Source organism: Rhodococcus sp. C3V (assembly GCF_029269915.1).
Taxonomy (GTDB): Bacteria; Actinomycetota; Actinomycetes; order Mycobacteriales; family Mycobacteriaceae; genus Rhodococcus_F; species Rhodococcus_F qingshengii.
In genome coordinates this window covers 219,453-234,894 of record NZ_JARJBE010000003.1, presented here as the reverse complement: position 1 = coordinate 234,894, position 15,442 = coordinate 219,453, and the positions used below count along the sequence as shown (strand labels likewise).

Genomic DNA, 15,442 nt, shown 5'->3' with positions numbered 1-15,442 from the left:
CTCGATCTTTTGTGGCGATCACACTCCGTCGCGCCTGCATCAAAGAATCAAATAGGAAAGCATTACCTAAGTCATTCGCGGTATGATCCACCGATGAGTTCCACAGGATTTCCGTACTGGGCTGTGCCGGCAGGCCGGTACGTTCCGCTCCCCTTCTCGATGACGACGTCCACCATCGGGCGTGATCAGAAGCGCGCGTGGCGTGAGATCCGCCATCCCGAACACGAACTCCTCTGGGGCGCTTCCGGCGAGATGAGCGCGTACATCGACGACGTTCGTTGGCAGATACCACCGACGGTCGGCATGTGGATTCCGGCTGGAACTCCACGGCGCATCACGCTCGGCGCATCCACCGAGGCTCGTTTCACCTATTTCCGGCCCGAGTCGTTCCCCCACCCGTGGACAAAACCCGCGATCATCGGCATCGACGACGTCGTCAAGACGATGCTCATCCATCTGCACCAGCGAAATATGCCTACCGAGGCTCGCTTGCGCGCCGAATCCGTAGTCTTCGACACGCTCGCGCCCATCGAGGCGGCTGATGTCGCAGTACCGATGCCCGCCGATCCCCGGGCCCTCGCCGTCGCACGCCGCCTGATCGCCGACCCCGCCGATCAACGCGGGCTTGCCGATTGGGCCTACGTGGTCGGCGGAAGCCCCCGCACCCTGAGCCGCGTGTTCTCTCAAGGCACGGGGATGTCCTTCACCGAGTGGCGAATTCAAGTTCGCGTCCGCGCTGCGATGTCCTATCTCGCTGCGGGCGTTCCTGTTTCGACGGTAAGCCGTCGCGTCGGATACGAAACCCCCAGCGCCTTCACCAGCGTGTTCCGCAAGGTCACCGGACGCACACCGAAGAACTACTACTCGGACGCGTGCGAGTTGTCAGCCTAGCTGGTCAGTTTCATCAGCGGGTCAGAACCCGTTCATCTTCGAGACCAGTTCCGCGAAAGCATATTTGACGCTCAGCGACGTGGGTGACGCCAAGGCCATGACTCGCGCCAGACCGAGCTGCTGAATCAGCCTGCCGTCCTTGACTGCCGGCAGGTCGGCAAACAACTTGTCCCCCATCAATCCGGGTAGCCCCTGACCACTCGCGTCGTTGAGCACGATCACGTCCGCGTCCAGTTCGTTGTACTGTTCGCGCGATGCAGTCACCGACCCCTGGGTGTCGCCGCACAGCTCTGCGCTTCCGGCCGACTGCTCAAGTCCGAGCTGGGACATCAGGATGACTCGGCCGTCGTCAGCGCAGTAATTGGTGAGGCCGTCGATGTTTCCCGAGAGGAAGGTCAAGGTTTTCCCGTTCAGATTGGGGGATCCGGCAGCCAGGTCGGCTATGGAATCGTCAGTTTCCTCGATCAGCTCGGCAGCCCGCTTCGGTTGGCCGAGTACTGATCCGATGGTCGACAACTGTTCCTGCCACGTGGTCGCCCATGCGGTCTCCTTGAACGGAATGGTGGGTGCGATCTGGGAAAGACGTGCATAGTCGTCTTCGGTGATTCCCGAGACCACTGCGATGATCACGTCCGGCTCCAACGCCAGGATCTGCTCGAACGGCACACCGGACGTGCTGTCGAGCAACGTGGGTTCGACATCGCCCAACAATTCTTCGTCCCACGGCAGGATGCCGTTCTCCAAGCCTGCCCCACTGAACGACTCCATGGCGACGGGTGTCTTGCCCAGTGCGAGGACCGAATCCTGGCTGTTCCAGCCGATCGTCACGATCCGCTGAGGTTCGGTCTCGATGGTGGTCGACCCGTACGCGTGATCAACGGTGACCGGCAGCGCGCCGGCCTCAGCCAACTGCGTCGTGCCCTCCGACGCTGTTGACTCGGTGCTGCTCTGGCAGCCTGCGAGCAGGGCAATCGCGGCCAACGCAGCCACTATTCGGGTAGTGCTCTTCATCTTCTGTCAGCTCTCTTCGCAAACGTACTTTGTTTCGACCAGCCAGGTATATCGAGACCCGATCCCGGTAATGGGGTGTCGATACTCCATCTGTCCGCTGCCGCGTAGCCCTTGGCATCTGCGAGCACTTTCCGCACTCGCACCGGCTCTACCGTAGAACTGCACAACGAGTGTTCAGATCTGGGCGAGGAGTTTCACGAGTGTCAGCGCTGCCCGAAACTCGTTCCGGTCCGATGGAGATGATCCGAGTCGGATCATTCTCCTCCGGACGCGGCCCGCGACTGGTTGCAGCCGTCACCGGGCAGGCGTCGTATCAGGTAGCTCAAGCCCTCATCCCGGTGCTGATCGGCACCGTCGTCGACCGGGCAATCGGAAAGTCCGACAGCACAGCACTTCTCGTGTGGCTTGCGGTGCTGTGTGCTCTGTTCGTGGGACTCGCTCTGTCGTGGCGCATCGCAGTTCGCCTGAACACGCAGGTCTTCGTCTACGGCGAACACGACCTACGACTGAATGCTGCCAGACGAATACTCGATGCCAGGGGGATGAAAGCTCAGCGTTCGACCGGTGAAGTTCTCACCATCTCTACCTCGGATGCCTCACACATCTCGGGCTTCTCCTGGGTTGTCGCCGAACAGGGCTCGGCATTTGCGGGGCTCGCCGCGGCAGTGATTTCGCTTGCCTTCGTCTCGTGGCCGCTCGCACTGATCGTCGTACTCATCACCGCTGCGCAGCTCATATTCATCCACAAGATCAGCGGTCCGTTGGACGAGCGCGTGTATGCAGAGCAGAAGAAGGCAGCCGAGGCAGGCATGCTTGCAACGGATTTCACGCTGGGACTGCGGGTACTGAAGGGTTTCGGGGCTGAACCCACCGCCCTGTCGCGATACGTCAACGCGAGCCGGGAGTCGATGAAGGCAGCGATCCGGACGGTCAGAGCAATGTCCAGCCTGACCGCGCTCAATTCCGGGGTCTCCGCGTTGGTGCTGGCTTCGGTTGCGCTTGGAGCCGCGTGGATGGCGCATCAAGGCACGATCACCGTGGGCAACTTCGTCACCGTTGTCGGCTTGAGCAGAGTGATTGCCGGTCCGATGGAAACGCTGGGGTTCTTCGGTGCCGAACTCGCTGCCAAGCGAGGTTCCGCGCGCAGACTGTCCGAACTGTTGGCCGAGCCACACCTGATCGAATCGCTGGCCCCCACGGCCGCGACCGAACCTGCCAGAACTGAAGACGCCCTATTGATTTCGACGGACAACGGAACCGTCGTCTCAGCTCGCCGCGGAGAAGTGGTGGGTGTGCGCGCTGACGATTCCGCCGACCGACTGGCACGACAACTCGCCTATCAGACCCCGCTCGCCCCCGACTCTTACTTCGTATTCGGCACCGATGCAACCGACCTCGGCCCGGACGGAGTTCGTGATCAGGTGTTCGTCTCCGCCCATGAAGGAACCGTGTTCACCGGCACCGTCTTCGACAATCTGGCTGCACCGAACGTCGACTCGTCGGCAATGACGTCATCTGCGCTCGACGACGTGTTGACGCATCTGCCTGACGGCCACCTCTCCGAGGTAGGCGAGCAAGGAAAGAAACTCTCCGGAGGTCAACGCCAACGCCTTCTCCTCGCCCGCGCTCTCCATCAACCCCAGCCGATCCTGGTCCTCCACGAACCCACCACTTCCGTGGACTCTGTCACCGAGCATCGAATTGCACACTCCCTGAGAAACTTCCCCGACAAGGCCATTCTGGTGATCACCTCGAGCCCGACCCTGCTCCATTCGTGTGACCGTGTCGTCACGATCGACCACGGCGTTCGGGAGGGAGAGTCGCTGTGACCGATACCCTTCCGGATGCATCTGCTGTTCCGGTTGTATCTGCCCTGCCGATCGCGTCGACCAAGCAGACCGTCCGCGCATTGATCGCACTGCTTCGGCCACGCAAGCGAGCGCTCGCACTCACGACCGTCGTGCTTCTCTCTGCTACGGCCTGCGGCCTGTCCACCCCGGCACTGCTCGGACTCATGGTCGATGCGGTCACGGAGGGCAAACCGTTTGCCTCACTCCTGCGTATCACCGCGTTCATGCTCGGCGCAGCGGCAGCAGGAGTTGCGCTGACCTGTTGGAGCACACAGCTTCTGGCGAACGTCGCGCAGAACGTGCTGGCCGATCTTCGCGAGGACGTGTTCGCCGCCACCCTCGCGCAGCCGTCGTCACTGGTCGAGGATGCCGGAACCGGTGATCTGATTTCCCGGGTCTCGGGCGACGTCGAAGCGGTAAACACCGTCATCGCGCGAGTACTACCCGCCACCGTGTCTGCCCTGTTCATGATTTCACTGACGCTTGTCGGTGTGGGAGTGATCGATTGGCGCTTCACCGTGGCAATCGTTGCCGTTGCGCCGATTCACTATTTCGCTCTTCGTCATTTCCTCCGACGCTCCGGACCCGTCTACCGACGCTCTCGCGCTGCGCAGGCCAGGCGGGGACAACAGCTCATCGAAACTCTCGGAGGCGCAGGCACTGTCACTGCCCTGCGGCGAACAGACGAGCACATCGGCCGAATCGCCGAGACCTCCGAGCACGCCATCAGCTTCGACATGCAGGCAGTTCGCCTGCGCACCAACTTCTTCGCCCAACTCAACGGCGCCGAACTGCTCGGACTGGCCGCCGTCCTGAGCGTCGGCTACTGGCTCGTGACCACAGGCTCGGTGTCCATCGGGGCCGCTACCGCCGCCGCCCTCTACTTCCACAGTCTGTTCAGCCCCATCGCGGTATTTCTCTCGAACATCGACGAATTGCAGGATGCGGGTGCCAGCCTGGCTCGCCTGATCGGAGTCACCGCGATGCCCGGGCGGCCCACGAGCATTCCTGCCTCGGCTCGGTCCGAACCCATCGGCGTCGAGGTGGACCGGGTTTCCTACTCGTACGACAACTCCACCCCGGTGATCGATTCGATCTCGATCTCGATCGCACCGGGGGAACGAATCGCCGTCGTCGGAAGCAGCGGCGCCGGAAAGACCACGCTCGCCAAACTGATTGCCGGCATCATTCCCGTCGGGGACGGGCGAATCACCGTCGACGGCACACTGATTGACGACCTGAGTGATGCCGAACTTCGGCACGAAGTCGTCCTCGTCAGCCAGGAAGTTCACGTGTTCGTCGGGACGATCGCCGACGATCTCCGGTTGTGTGCACCAGATTCGGACGATGCGAAGATCGCCGAAGCCGTCGACACGATGAAAGCTCAATGGATTCATGAGCTTCCGGACGGACTCGAGACCAGGGTCGGGGCCGGTGGGTACCAGTTGACGGCGGCGCAGGCACAGCACATAGCCCTCGTCCGACTGGCTCTGCTCGATCCTCCCGTCGTCATCCTCGACGAGGCGACTGCCGAAGCCGGAACCACCGCAGCCGGTCTACTCGATCAGGCAGCCGAGCTAGCAGTCACCGGCCGGACCGCCGTGGTGATCGCACACCGGCTGAGCCAAGCAGTCCGCGCCGATCGCATACTCGTCATGAGCGGTGGCCGCGTAGTCGAGAGCGGGACACATGACGAACTGATCGGCGCGGACGGTTCCTACGCTGCACTGTGGGAAGCCTGGTCGGTACGGAGCTAGAACCCCGCCAGACTCACCCGAAAGCCGTTACAACTCAGCTGCTACGACGCCTGCGGGCGATGTCCGCCAGGACGACTCCGGCGGCAACCGAGGCGTTGAGCGACTCGACCGGACCGGCCATCGGAATCGACAGGATCGCGTCGCAGTTCTCGCGGACGAGGCGCGAAAGGCCCTTGCCCTCGGAACCGACCACGATCACAACGGGACCGCTGCCGTCGAAATCGTCGAGAGTGGTGTCGCCCTCGGCGTCGAGACCGACGACCTGAACACCCTTCGATGCCCAGTCCTTGAGCGTGCGGGTGAGGTTGGTTGCCCGAGCAATCGGCAAACGAGCGGCAGCGCCGGCGCTGGTACGCCAAGCGACAGCACTCACGCTCGCGCTACGACGCTCCGGAATCACGACGCCGTGTCCACCGAAAGCTGCGACCGAGCGCACGACGGCACCCAGGTTGCGGGGATCGGTGATGTTGTCCAGCGCGACGAGCAGCGGCGGCTCGGCATGCTTGCGTGCCTCCGACAGAAGATCGTCCGGGTGCGCGTAGCGGTACGGCGGAACCTGCAGGGCGATGCCCTGGTGAAGACCGTTGGCGCTGAGGCGATCCAGATCGGTGCGGGGGACCTCGAGGATCGAGATGCCGGCATCCGCAGCGAGCTGAACGGATTCCTTCAGTCGATCGTCGCTCTCGGTGCCGACGGCGACCCACAGTGCAGTCGCCGGAACGCCGGCGCGTAGGCACTCGACCACCGGGTTGCGTCCGAGCACTGTCTCGGGACCGTCGAGAACCTTGCGGCCCGGACCCGGACGGCCACCGCGGCCCTGCTTCTCGTCGGCACGTGCGGCGCGCGCTGCACGCTTTGCCGCGGGATGCTTGGTGCGTGCCTCGGCGGGCGGCGTAGCGCCACGCCCTTCGAGACCGCGACGGTGCTTACCGCCGGAACCGGCAACCTGGCCCTTCTTGGTGCCGCCCTTACGGACTGCGCCGCGCCTGCTCGAGTTTCCAGCCATTGTTACTGCCCTGCCTTAAGGGACCATTCGGGTCCGTCGGGAGTATCGGTTACTTCGATACCCGCCTTGATGAGGCGATCGCGGACCTCGTCCGCCACCGCCCAGTTCTTTTCCGTACGTGCCTGCTGCCGACGATCGAGATCGGCCCGCACCAACACGTCCAAAGCTTCCATTGCCGTCTCGGTGTCGCCACCGGACTGCGTCCAATGCTCGTCGAGTGGGTCGACGCCCAGGATCGCGAGCATGGCCCGCACCTGGCCGGCAGCCACCCGAGCCGCGTCGAGATCACCGGCAGCGAGCGCGGAATTACCCTCGCTCGCCTTGCCGTGAATCTCGGCCAACGCGATCGGCACCGACAAGTCGTTGTCGAGAGCCGCCGCGAAACCTTCGGTCCACGTACCGAGTTCGACGCCGCCCGCACGCTTGTGTGTGCGCAGGACGAACGACTCGAGCCCCTGGTAGGACTTCGCACTTTCGTCCAACGCCTCGTCCGAGTACTCGAGATTGGAACGGTAGTGCGCACTACCGAGGTAGTACCGAAGTTCTTGCGGACGAACCTTCTTGAGCACGTTCGGCACCGAGAGAACGTTGCCCAACGACTTGGACATCTTCTCGCCACTCATCGTGACCCAGCCGTTGTGCAACCAGTACTGAGCGAAATCGTCGCCGGCGCACTTGGCCTGCGCAATTTCGTTCTCGTGGTGCGGGAAGACGAGATCGCGTCCACCACAATGGATGTCGAATGCCGCCCCGAGATAGAACTCCGCCATGGCCGAGCACTCGAGGTGCCAGCCCGGACGGCCGGGTCCCCACGGTGTCGGCCACGAGGGCTCACCGGGCTTGACGGCCTTCCAGAGGGTGAAGTCGCGAGGATCGCGCTTGCCCTCGGCCGCACTCTCGCCCTGATGAACGTCGTCGAGTTTGTGGCCGGACAGTGCGCCGTACTCGGGGTAGCTCTGCACGTCGAAGTAGACGTCGCCGCCCGCCGCGTACGCGTGGCCGTTCTCGATCAGACGTTCCATCATCTCGACCATCTGCGTCACGTGGCCGGTGGCCCGTGGCTCGATGGACGGTGGCAGCACACCCAGTTGGTCGTAGGCCCACGTGAACGACCGCTCGAACGTCGCCGCCCACTCCCACCAAGGTCGACCGGCGCCGGCGGCCTTGTTGAGAATCTTGTCGTCGATGTCCGTCACGTTGCGCACGAAGGCAACGTCGTTGCCGTGCGCCAACAGCCAGCGTCGCAGCACGTCGAAAGCGACGCCGCTACGAACGTGTCCGATGTGAGGATCGCCCTGAACTGTCGCCCCACACAGGTACACCGATGCATGTCCGGGGGCCAACGGAACAAAATCCCGAAGGGCCCGCGTACCGGTGTCGTATAGGCGCAGGGTCACGACCAGCGATCTTACCTGTCGTGTTCGGTTGTCATGACCAACGCGGTGGCCATGGCGGCGATCCCCTCGCCGCGACCGGTCAAGCCGAGGCCGTCCGTGGTGGTCGCGGACACCGAAACAGGCGCGCCGAGAATGTCCGAGAGCACCTTCTGTGCCTCGTCGCGACGTGGCCCGATCTTCGGACGGTTGCCGATGACCTGCACCGCGGCGTTGCCGACGGCGAACTGGTTCTCTTCGAGCAGTCGGCGAACCTCGGCAAGCATTCGAGCGCCGCTCACGCCGTCCCATTCGGGCCTGCCGGTGCCGAAAACCGAACCGAGGTCACCGAGGCCCGCCGCAGAGAGCAACGCGTCACACAGCGCGTGGACGGCGACGTCGCCGTCCGAATGGCCCGAGCACCCGTCTGCTTCCTCGAACAGCAACCCGGCCATCCAGCAAGGACGACCGACCTCGATGGGATGAACATCCGTGCCGAGACCGACGCGCATCTAATTTCCGTCCTGTGAATCCGCACTCAACGCTGTCTCCGAGCTCAGGAGCGCCCGTGCAAGGACCAGGTCGAGCGGAGTGGTGATCTTGAAGGCGAGGGCGTCGCCGGGAATCGTCTGCACCGAAACACCGAGACGCTCGACCAGAGCGGCGTCGTCGGTCGCGGCGACGTCACCGGCGTCGTACGCACTGCGCAGGACGTCGGTGGAGAATCCTTGGGGAGTTTGAACCGCACGCAACTCCGAACGCAGAGGCGTACCGGTGACTGCGCCGAGTACGTCGACCGACTTGATCGTGTCGGTAACCGGAAGTACCGGGATGACAGCGGAGCTGCCGGCTCGGAGAGTGTCGACGACGCGCGCGATCAACGCCGGCGGTGTCAATGCCCGTGCGGCATCGTGCACGAGTACAAAATCTGCGTCGCCGGCAGCGCTGAGGCCGGCTCGAACCGAATCGGTTCTTTCGGCACCACCGCCGACGACGTCGACGTCCGCTGCACGACCGAGGTCGGCTACGACGGATTCGACCAGTTCAGGCGGCACAATGACAACAACGCGGTCGATCGCTCCGGATTTCCGGAGTCCATCGACCGCGCGTGCAAGCATGGTGCACCCACCGAGTTCGACAAATGCCTTGGGCAATTTCTCGCCCAATCGCACTCCCCGACCTGCGGCAGGTACCAGGGCTACTACTGCCACTGTCAGCTTTGTTGTGTTGCAGTCAGGACGCGGCCGCGAGGACCTCGTCGAGAATGGTCTCTGCCTTCTCGGTGTCAGTGCCCTCGGCGAGCGCGAGCTCTCCGACGAGAATCTGACGAGCCTTGGCGAGCATGCGCTTCTCACCAGCGGAAAGTCCGCGGTCCTGCTCACGACGCCACAGGTCACGAACAACTTCTGCAACCTTGTTCACGTCACCTGAGGCAAGCTTCTCGAGATTTGCCTTGTATCGACGAGACCAGTTGGTGGGCTCTTCGGTGTGCGGTGCTCGCAGAACCTGGAAAACCTTGTCGAGGCCTTCTTGGCCGACCACGTCACGAACTCCGACGTACTCTGCGTTGTCTGCAGGAACCCGTACTGTGAGATCGCCTTGAGCGACCTTCAGAACCAGGTACTCCTTCTGCTCACCCTTGATGGTGCGGGTTTCGATAGCTTCGATCAGCGCCGCACCGTGATGGGGGTATACGACGGTGTCTCCGACCTTGAAAATCATGTGTCCCGTGCCCCTTTCGATTCCACTAGTTTAACACGTGAAAGAACCGACCACTCATCAACTGTGCAGGTCAGGGGCATCCTTGCTCGAGCGTAGGGGTTGACAGGGCTTGTTGTACGTGCATTCAACTGGTCTGGAGCACCCCTGCGTAACGGACTGAAAGCCCACGCAGACAACCGTTGTGGCGACCCGACGGCCAGCCCGCGGGACCTTATCTACTACTCTGCCTAGTGGAGTGCGAACCTGACGCCGTGGAGGACAAATCGTGACTGCTATCCGTAAGCCGACTCGTCGAGTCGCTACCGCCATTGCACTGGCTGCAGGCGCAGCCATCGCGCTGTCCGCTTGCGGTTCCGGACAGGTGAGCCAGACCGCCGTCCAGCAGGCCGCCGTGAACGGCAACAGCGCCGACCTCGGTGAGATCGCACTGCGCAACGTGCACATCGCTTACCCCTCGTCCGAGGAGTACAGCATCGAGCCGGGCGGCAACGCCGTGCTCGCGTTCACCGTCGTGAACGACAGCGCCGAGACCACGGACAAGCTCGTCAGCATCACCACCGATTACGCAGCACGCGTCATCGCAGGTGAAGAGGTAGGTGGCTTGACGATCAAGCCGCAGACGTCGCTGCAGGCCGGTCAGTTGCCCGCCGGCGAGGGCGCCGCAACCGAGGCCGAGACCCAGATCAAGAACAACGAAGAGAACGACGACGCACCCGCTGCGCTCACTCTCGTCGTTCTGCAGGACATCAAGGCAGGCGTTCGCCCGGGCTTGACCGTCCCGATCACGTTCAAGTTCGAGAAGGCCGGTTCGGTCACCGTCGACGTGCCTGTCGATGCCGGCCCGCAGCTCGAGCGCAACGAGTCGGACAAGTCGCCCGACGTTGCAGAAGCTGGGCACTGAGCCCCGAATCACCAAGGCGCACACTGCGCCTCGCAGAACAATTTCAGCATCGCACTAGAGGCGGGGTCCATGTCGGACCCCGCCTCTAGTCTGTCCCGGTGGCCAAAGTGAAATCGAACTACCGATGCTCCGAATGCCAGTCGGTAGTGCCCAAGTGGGTCGGTAGATGTCCGGACTGCGACTCGTGGGGCTCGATGACCGAGGTCGCCGTCGTCGCACCCGTCGCCAGTCGCGCCGGCGCTTCACTCGCGAAAGCGGGGTCAAGCGCCGTACTACCCACGACGCCGGCCACCCCGTTGACACAGATCGACAGCACCTCGACGCAGGCCAAGCCCACCGGAATCGGCGAGCTGGACCGCGTCCTCGGCGGTGGTGTCGTTCCGGGTTCCGTAGTTCTGCTCGCGGGAGAGCCCGGTGTCGGAAAATCGACGCTACTTCTCGAGGTCGTCTACCGCTGGGCGATGCGCAGTGCCGAAGATCGAGCGTTGTACGTCACGGGCGAGGAGTCTGCCGGTCAGGTTCGACTACGAGCAGATCGCACCAACTCGGTCCACGAGCGGATGTACCTGGCAGCAGAATCCGATCTCGCGACAATCCTCGGCCACGTCGAGCAGGTCAAGCCGACCCTGGTCATCGTCGACTCGGTGCAGACAATGCTTGCTGCCGACGTCGACGGCGTCGTCGGCGGCGTGACCCAGGTCAAGGCCGTCACCAGCGCCCTGACCTCCTTGGCCAAGGCAAGTGGCATCCCGGTGCTTCTGATCGGCCACGTCACCAAGGACGGGGCCGTCGCCGGCCCTCGCTCGCTCGAACATCTCGTGGACGTGGTCCTGCACTTCGAAGGTGACAAGCACTCCACCCTGCGCATGGTCCGTGGCGTCAAGAACAGGTTCGGCGCAGCCGACGAAGTGGGCTGCTTCGAGCTGAGCGAGCAGGGCATCAACGAGATCAGCGATCCGTCCGGGCTTTTCCTGCATCACCGTGAAGAAGCCGTGGAAGGCACTGCCGTCACCGTGATGATGGACGGCAAGCGTCCTCTGCTCGGTGAAGTTCAGGCCCTCGTCGCCACCACACCCCTGCCGACACCTCGCCGAGCCGTCAGCGGGCTCGACACTGCTCGTGTGGCCATGGTTCTGGCCGTGTTGGAGCGCCGCGTCGGAGTGTCGATCTCGAAGGCCGACGTCTACGCCGCGACCGTCGGCGGTATGCGGATGACCGAGCCGGGTGCCGATCTGGCTCTCGCCATTGCAGTCGCTTCCGCCGTGAAAGCCAAACCCGTCCCCAAGGGGCTCGTCATCCTCGGCGAGGTCGGACTCGCCGGAGAGGTTCGACGAGTTGCCGGGGTGAACCGACGGCTGATCGAAGCTGCCCGACTGGGATTCACCAGCGCCATCGTGCCGGTCGATTCCGGCCCGAACATTCCCGGCATGCGCGTCAACGAAGTAGCGAATCTGGCCGAGGCACTGGCCTACGCCGGATTGATGGGCGGCAAACAAGCCCCCTCTCGCCCCAAGCTCACGCCGGTGAAGTGATCGTCGTTCGGCCGACTACCTCGTCAGACCGACGAGGTGCCGAACGGGGACGTCGGTTCGCCGTCCACGAACTCCTTGGTCTTGGCGAAGTGTTCCGAGGTGATGGTCAGGAACAGTCCCCGGGACGTTCCCACCACCGTGTCCGGATCCGCTGTCGGACCTTCGACGATCACCGCTTCTGCACTGGTGTAGACCTTGCGGCGTACAACGCCGTCGATGCGAGCCCGGAATTCGAGCACCGATCCCAACGGGATCGGCCGGGCGAAGTCGATCTCGAGGTGCCCGGTCACCACCGGCGAGCCGAGAGCCATACATGCCATACCTTGAGCCTCGTCGAATGCCGTCGACAGAATGCCGCCGTGAATGACACCTGGACCGCCCTGATACTTCTTGGCGACCTCCAGACGACCGGTCACTTCCAGTCCGTTACCAGCCCTGAAACTCATCGCCATTCCCGCAGGCTGGTCGTCGCCGCAGCCGAAGCATTTCGACCAGTGCTGAGGCAGCTTCTCGCCGGCGGCCGGAAAGAATTCGACCGGCTCCGGGACAGTCAGGTCATCAGGCAGGGTCCAGGTACTACTCATGGATAGGTAATCTAAACGGGGATCCGTCCGGCGCAGGCATCGGACCCGACCGAAGTGACATCGACCTCAGCAGGGAGTTTCTCAATGATCAGTGCGATGGCGGACACACAGTCGTCGTCGGCATTGCGAGAGACCATCGCCAGGTTGGCGCCGGGTACCGCTTTGCGAGACGGGCTCGAACGAATTCTGCGCGGCCGTACCGGCGCGCTGATCGTCCTCGGATACGACGAGGAAATGGAAGCGCTGTGTGACGGCGGATTCAACCTCGACGTGGAGTTCGCACCGACCCGATTGCGCGAGCTGTCGAAGATGGACGGCGCGGTTGTCCTCTCGACGGACGGCACACGCATCGTGCGTGCCAACGTCCAACTGGTTCCCGATCACAAGATTCCCACCGTCGAATCCGGCACGAGGCACCGCGCTGCCGAGCGCACGGCAATTCAGACCGGCTATCCCGTGGTCTCGGTCAGTCAGTCGATGTCGATCGTCAGTGTGTACGTCGGCGGCATCCGGCACGTCATCGACGGCTCGGCCACCATACTTTCGCGTGCCAACCAGGCCGTCGCGACGCTCGAACGATACAAAGCGCGACTCGACGAAGTGACACGGCAACTGTCGGTCGTCGAGATCGAGGATTTCGTGACTCTGCGCGACGCGTTGACCGTCGTACAGCGCCTCGAAATGGTTCGCCGCGTGTCGATCGAAATCGAACAGGATGTCCTCGAACTCGGCACCGACGGTCGCCAGTTGGCACTGCAGCTCGAAGAACTGGTCGGCGACAACGACATTGCACGTCAACTCATCGTTCGGGACTATCTTGCCGGTCCCGAACCCATCGGCACCGCGGCGATGGACAACGTCCTCGTCGCACTCGATCGCGTCACCGACGCCGATCTACTCGATCTCACGACTCTTGCGCGTGTTCTCGGTTATCCGGGCACGATCGAAGCCCTCGACACTCCGATGACTCCTCGCGGATATCGCGTGCTGATGCGTGTACCTCGATTGCAGTTCCATCAGATCCACCGGCTGGTCGGATCCTTCGGCACTCTCCAGTCGCTGCTGGCCGCTACGGCTGCTGATCTGCAGTCGGTCGAGGGCATCGGCGGGCTGTGGGCGCGTCACATCCGTGAGGGACTTTCCCGGCTCGCGGAAACGTCGATCACCGGATCCTTCAACTAGCGGGCCTGTTCGGGCTTGCCCGCTCTCATGCGATGTTGAACGGCTCCGGGGAGCTTCGCAGTGCACCGAGCTGCCCGACAACCGTGTAAGCGCCTGCGCCCACCGGATTGCGCTCGGGGTTCTGCGCGGTCGCGCACTCGGGGGTCGACGTCGTGGCCGACCAGGCGACCTTGAACGCAGCTTGCTCGCCGGGCGCGAGATTGCGTACGTCGGCTGCGGGCTGTGGGTAGCAGTCGACGTTGGACCACAACCGGGTCTTGCCGTCGATGCTGTAGACGAGCACCTGCTGAAGGCCGCCCGCCAGATCTCGATCACAGGGTGCCGAACCGATGTTGGTGATGACGATCGTGAACGACGGCTCTTCGCCGGGAGCGAAGGTCGCCTTGTCTGCGGTGGCTTTGACTGCCAGCGACGAGTCGGCGCACTGACCGGCCGGGACCGGAGCCCCGGTGGTCGACGAAGAGGAAGAAGACGAAGACGATCCCGAAGCCTGCGTGCCCGAGCCACCTGATCCACCGGCAGCGCCGCCACCCGAGCCACCGCCACCCTCCGGCGCGTTGGAACCGGAAGGGTTGGGGGTGAAGGAGACGTCCGTCGTCAGCGAGGAACTCGCAGCGGCCGAATCGGCCTCCGGGGTATCACTTCCACCGCCGAAGAGGGCGGACGCCGCCCAGATGATCAACGCCAGTGCAATGACGGCGGCACCAATGGCCAGCGCCCGGCGACGCCAGTAGATCTCGGGGGGCAGTGGTCCATTAGGTTCCAACACGGACTCAACGGTAGTTGGCGCAGGGTCCACTAACCGTCAGCTGAGGCGGCGTGTCGGTACCCATTGTCTGCTGCCAGGTACCACTGCCCCGGAAGATCTAACCCTCGACGGTCTCGACGCTCTCGCCGATGTCGCCGACCGCGCCCTGAACTCGCATGTGACCGTCGGACAACGTGTACGTGACGCCGACGATCGCGCACGCACCCTTGTCCACCTTGTCGGCGATGATCCGGGACCTCTGCATGATCAGCGAGCCGGTCTCCACGACGTGACGGCCTTCGAGTTCGTCCACGGTGGACAAGCCCTCGTTGCGGCCCATCAGGATGGACGGAGCAACACGCTCGACCACACTGCGGATGAATCCGTCGGGAACTGCGCCCTTGTCCAGGGCGTCGAGCGTTGCCTTCACGGCACCGCAACCGTCGTGCCCGAGGACGACGATGAGCGGCACGTTGAGCACGTGAACCGCGTACTCGATGGAACCGAGCACCGAATCGTCGAGCACGTGACCTGCAGTGCGCACGACGAACATGTCGCCGAGACCCTGGTCGAAGATGATCTCGGCGGCTACGCGCGAATCACCGCAACCGAACAGCACCGCTGTGGGGTGCTGCCCATCGACGAGTTTCGCGCGGTCCGCGATTCCCTGGCTGGGGTGAATGGACGCGTCGTTGACAAATCGCTCGTTGCCTTCGCGAAGGGACTTCCAAGCGGAAATGGGGCTTGATCGTGGCATTCACTCATTGTGCACCCGCCGCATTTCGGGCTCTCGCCGGGAAGGTTGCGTGGACGCAAACGAAAGTTCCGCGTCGACATTCGCGCCCGGTGATGAAGTGGCCGAAATGGAACTTACTTCAGAGTCAG

15 protein-coding genes are annotated in these 15,442 nt (G+C 63.4%); 6 read left to right on the top strand and 9 right to left on the bottom strand.

The genetic code is table 11. The features are described 5' to 3' along the window. The first annotated feature begins 93 nt into the window (after positions 1–93). Positions 94–891, top strand: a complete 798-nt coding sequence (locus tag P3G66_RS10035) for an AraC family transcriptional regulator (protein ID WP_031332820.1) — start codon at positions 94–96, stop codon at positions 889–891. Between the two features lie 21 nt (positions 892–912). Here P3G66_RS10035 and P3G66_RS10030 read toward each other — a convergent pair whose 3' ends face one another. Next, on the bottom strand, positions 913–1,902 hold the full coding sequence (locus P3G66_RS10030; protein WP_047269643.1) for an iron-siderophore ABC transporter substrate-binding protein: 990 nt from the start codon (positions 1,900–1,902) through the stop codon (positions 913–915). A gap of 200 nt (positions 1,903–2,102) precedes the next feature. On the opposite strand from P3G66_RS10030, the gene P3G66_RS10025 reads away from it, so the two are divergent. Together P3G66_RS10025 and P3G66_RS10020 are read left to right on the top strand one after the other, a co-directional pair. Next, entirely contained in the window at positions 2,103–3,731 is a 1,629-nt protein-coding gene (locus P3G66_RS10025; protein ID WP_276116492.1) for an ABC transporter ATP-binding protein, read from the top strand. Continuing rightward, the gene (locus tag P3G66_RS10020) at positions 3,728–5,509 is read left to right on the top strand and encodes an ABC transporter ATP-binding protein (RefSeq protein ID WP_276116491.1); all 1,782 of its coding nucleotides are present in this window, start codon (positions 3,728–3,730) and stop codon (positions 5,507–5,509) included. The genes P3G66_RS10025 and P3G66_RS10020 overlap by 4 nt, the downstream gene beginning before the upstream one ends. Before the next feature lie 34 nt (positions 5,510–5,543). Here the strand turns inward: P3G66_RS10020 and rlmB are convergent, their stop codons facing one another. The 5 genes from rlmB to carD are packed head-to-tail and all read right to left on the bottom strand — an operon-like array spanning position 5,544 to position 9,610. Then, positions 5,544–6,515: a 23S rRNA (guanosine(2251)-2'-O)-methyltransferase RlmB gene (gene rlmB, locus P3G66_RS10015; RefSeq protein WP_003945749.1), complete on the bottom strand. Its 972-nt coding sequence runs from the start codon at positions 6,513–6,515 to the stop codon at positions 5,544–5,546. Between the two features lie 2 nt (positions 6,516–6,517). After that, positions 6,518–7,912, bottom strand: a complete 1,395-nt coding sequence (cysS, locus tag P3G66_RS10010; RefSeq protein WP_003945830.1) for a cysteine--tRNA ligase — start codon at positions 7,910–7,912, stop codon at positions 6,518–6,520. Positions 7,913–7,923: 11 nt separating this feature from the next. Continuing rightward, positions 7,924–8,400 (bottom strand): 2-C-methyl-D-erythritol 2,4-cyclodiphosphate synthase, encoded by a 477-nt coding sequence (ispF, locus tag P3G66_RS10005; protein WP_047269647.1) that lies wholly within the window; start codon positions 8,398–8,400, stop codon positions 7,924–7,926. Continuing rightward, on the bottom strand, positions 8,401–9,099 hold the full coding sequence (ispD, locus tag P3G66_RS10000; RefSeq protein WP_003945606.1) for a 2-C-methyl-D-erythritol 4-phosphate cytidylyltransferase: 699 nt from the start codon (positions 9,097–9,099) through the stop codon (positions 8,401–8,403). It lies immediately after the preceding gene. A 22-nt stretch (positions 9,100–9,121) separates the two neighbouring features. After that, positions 9,122–9,610 carry an RNA polymerase-binding transcription factor CarD gene (gene carD, locus P3G66_RS09995; protein ID WP_003945666.1) on the bottom strand — a complete coding sequence of 163 codons (489 nt, stop codon included), beginning with the start codon at positions 9,608–9,610 and terminating at the stop codon, positions 9,122–9,124. Between the two features lie 265 nt (positions 9,611–9,875). On the opposite strand from carD, the gene P3G66_RS09990 reads away from it, so the two are divergent. After that, entirely contained in the window at positions 9,876–10,511 is a 636-nt protein-coding gene (locus P3G66_RS09990) for a copper chaperone PCu(A)C (protein ID WP_003945942.1), read from the top strand. Positions 10,512–10,609: 98 nt separating this feature from the next. Next, positions 10,610–12,043, top strand: a complete 1,434-nt coding sequence (gene radA / locus P3G66_RS09985; protein WP_276116490.1) for a DNA repair protein RadA — start codon at positions 10,610–10,612, stop codon at positions 12,041–12,043. 23 nt (positions 12,044–12,066) lie between these two features. Here radA and P3G66_RS09980 read toward each other — a convergent pair whose 3' ends face one another. Further along, a complete protein-coding gene (locus tag P3G66_RS09980) occupies positions 12,067–12,627 on the bottom strand; it encodes a PaaI family thioesterase (protein WP_003945494.1) in 561 nt (186 codons plus the stop codon). Between the two features lie 96 nt (positions 12,628–12,723). Here P3G66_RS09980 and disA point away from each other — a divergent pair, with 96 nt between their 5' ends. Next, positions 12,724–13,809 (top strand): DNA integrity scanning diadenylate cyclase DisA, encoded by a 1,086-nt coding sequence (disA, locus tag P3G66_RS09975; protein WP_024487741.1) that lies wholly within the window; start codon positions 12,724–12,726, stop codon positions 13,807–13,809. A gap of 25 nt (positions 13,810–13,834) precedes the next feature. Here the strand turns inward: disA and P3G66_RS09970 are convergent, their stop codons facing one another. Next, positions 13,835–14,578: a DUF4232 domain-containing protein gene (locus tag P3G66_RS09970; RefSeq protein ID WP_003945615.1), complete on the bottom strand. Its 744-nt coding sequence runs from the start codon at positions 14,576–14,578 to the stop codon at positions 13,835–13,837. Between the two features lie 97 nt (positions 14,579–14,675). Beyond that, the gene (locus P3G66_RS09965) at positions 14,676–15,314 is read right to left on the bottom strand and encodes a carbonic anhydrase (protein WP_007726896.1); all 639 of its coding nucleotides are present in this window, start codon (positions 15,312–15,314) and stop codon (positions 14,676–14,678) included. Between the last annotated feature and the right edge of the window lie 128 nt (positions 15,315–15,442).

Bases quoted from the DNA above. Each gene is read 5' to 3' on its own strand.
- P3G66_RS10035 (WP_031332820.1), top strand. From the start codon at position 94: ATGAGTTCCACAGGATTTCCGTACTGGGCTGTGCCGGCAGGCCGGTAC.
- P3G66_RS10030 (WP_047269643.1), bottom strand. From the start codon at position 1,902: ATGAAGAGCACTACCCGAATAGTGGCTGCGTTGGCCGCGATTGCCCTG.
- rlmB (WP_003945749.1), bottom strand. From the start codon at position 6,515: ATGGCTGGAAACTCGAGCAGGCGCGGCGCAGTCCGTAAGGGCGGCACC.
- ispF (WP_047269647.1), bottom strand. From the start codon at position 8,400: ATGCGCGTCGGTCTCGGCACGGATGTTCATCCCATCGAGGTCGGTCGT.
- carD (WP_003945666.1), bottom strand. From the start codon at position 9,610: ATGATTTTCAAGGTCGGAGACACCGTCGTATACCCCCATCACGGTGCG.
- P3G66_RS09980 (WP_003945494.1), bottom strand. From the start codon at position 12,627: ATGAGTAGTACCTGGACCCTGCCTGATGACCTGACTGTCCCGGAGCCG.
- disA (WP_024487741.1), top strand. From the start codon at position 12,724: ATGGCGGACACACAGTCGTCGTCGGCATTGCGAGAGACCATCGCCAGG.
- P3G66_RS09965 (WP_007726896.1), bottom strand. From the start codon at position 15,314: ATGCCACGATCAAGCCCCATTTCCGCTTGGAAGTCCCTTCGCGAAGGC.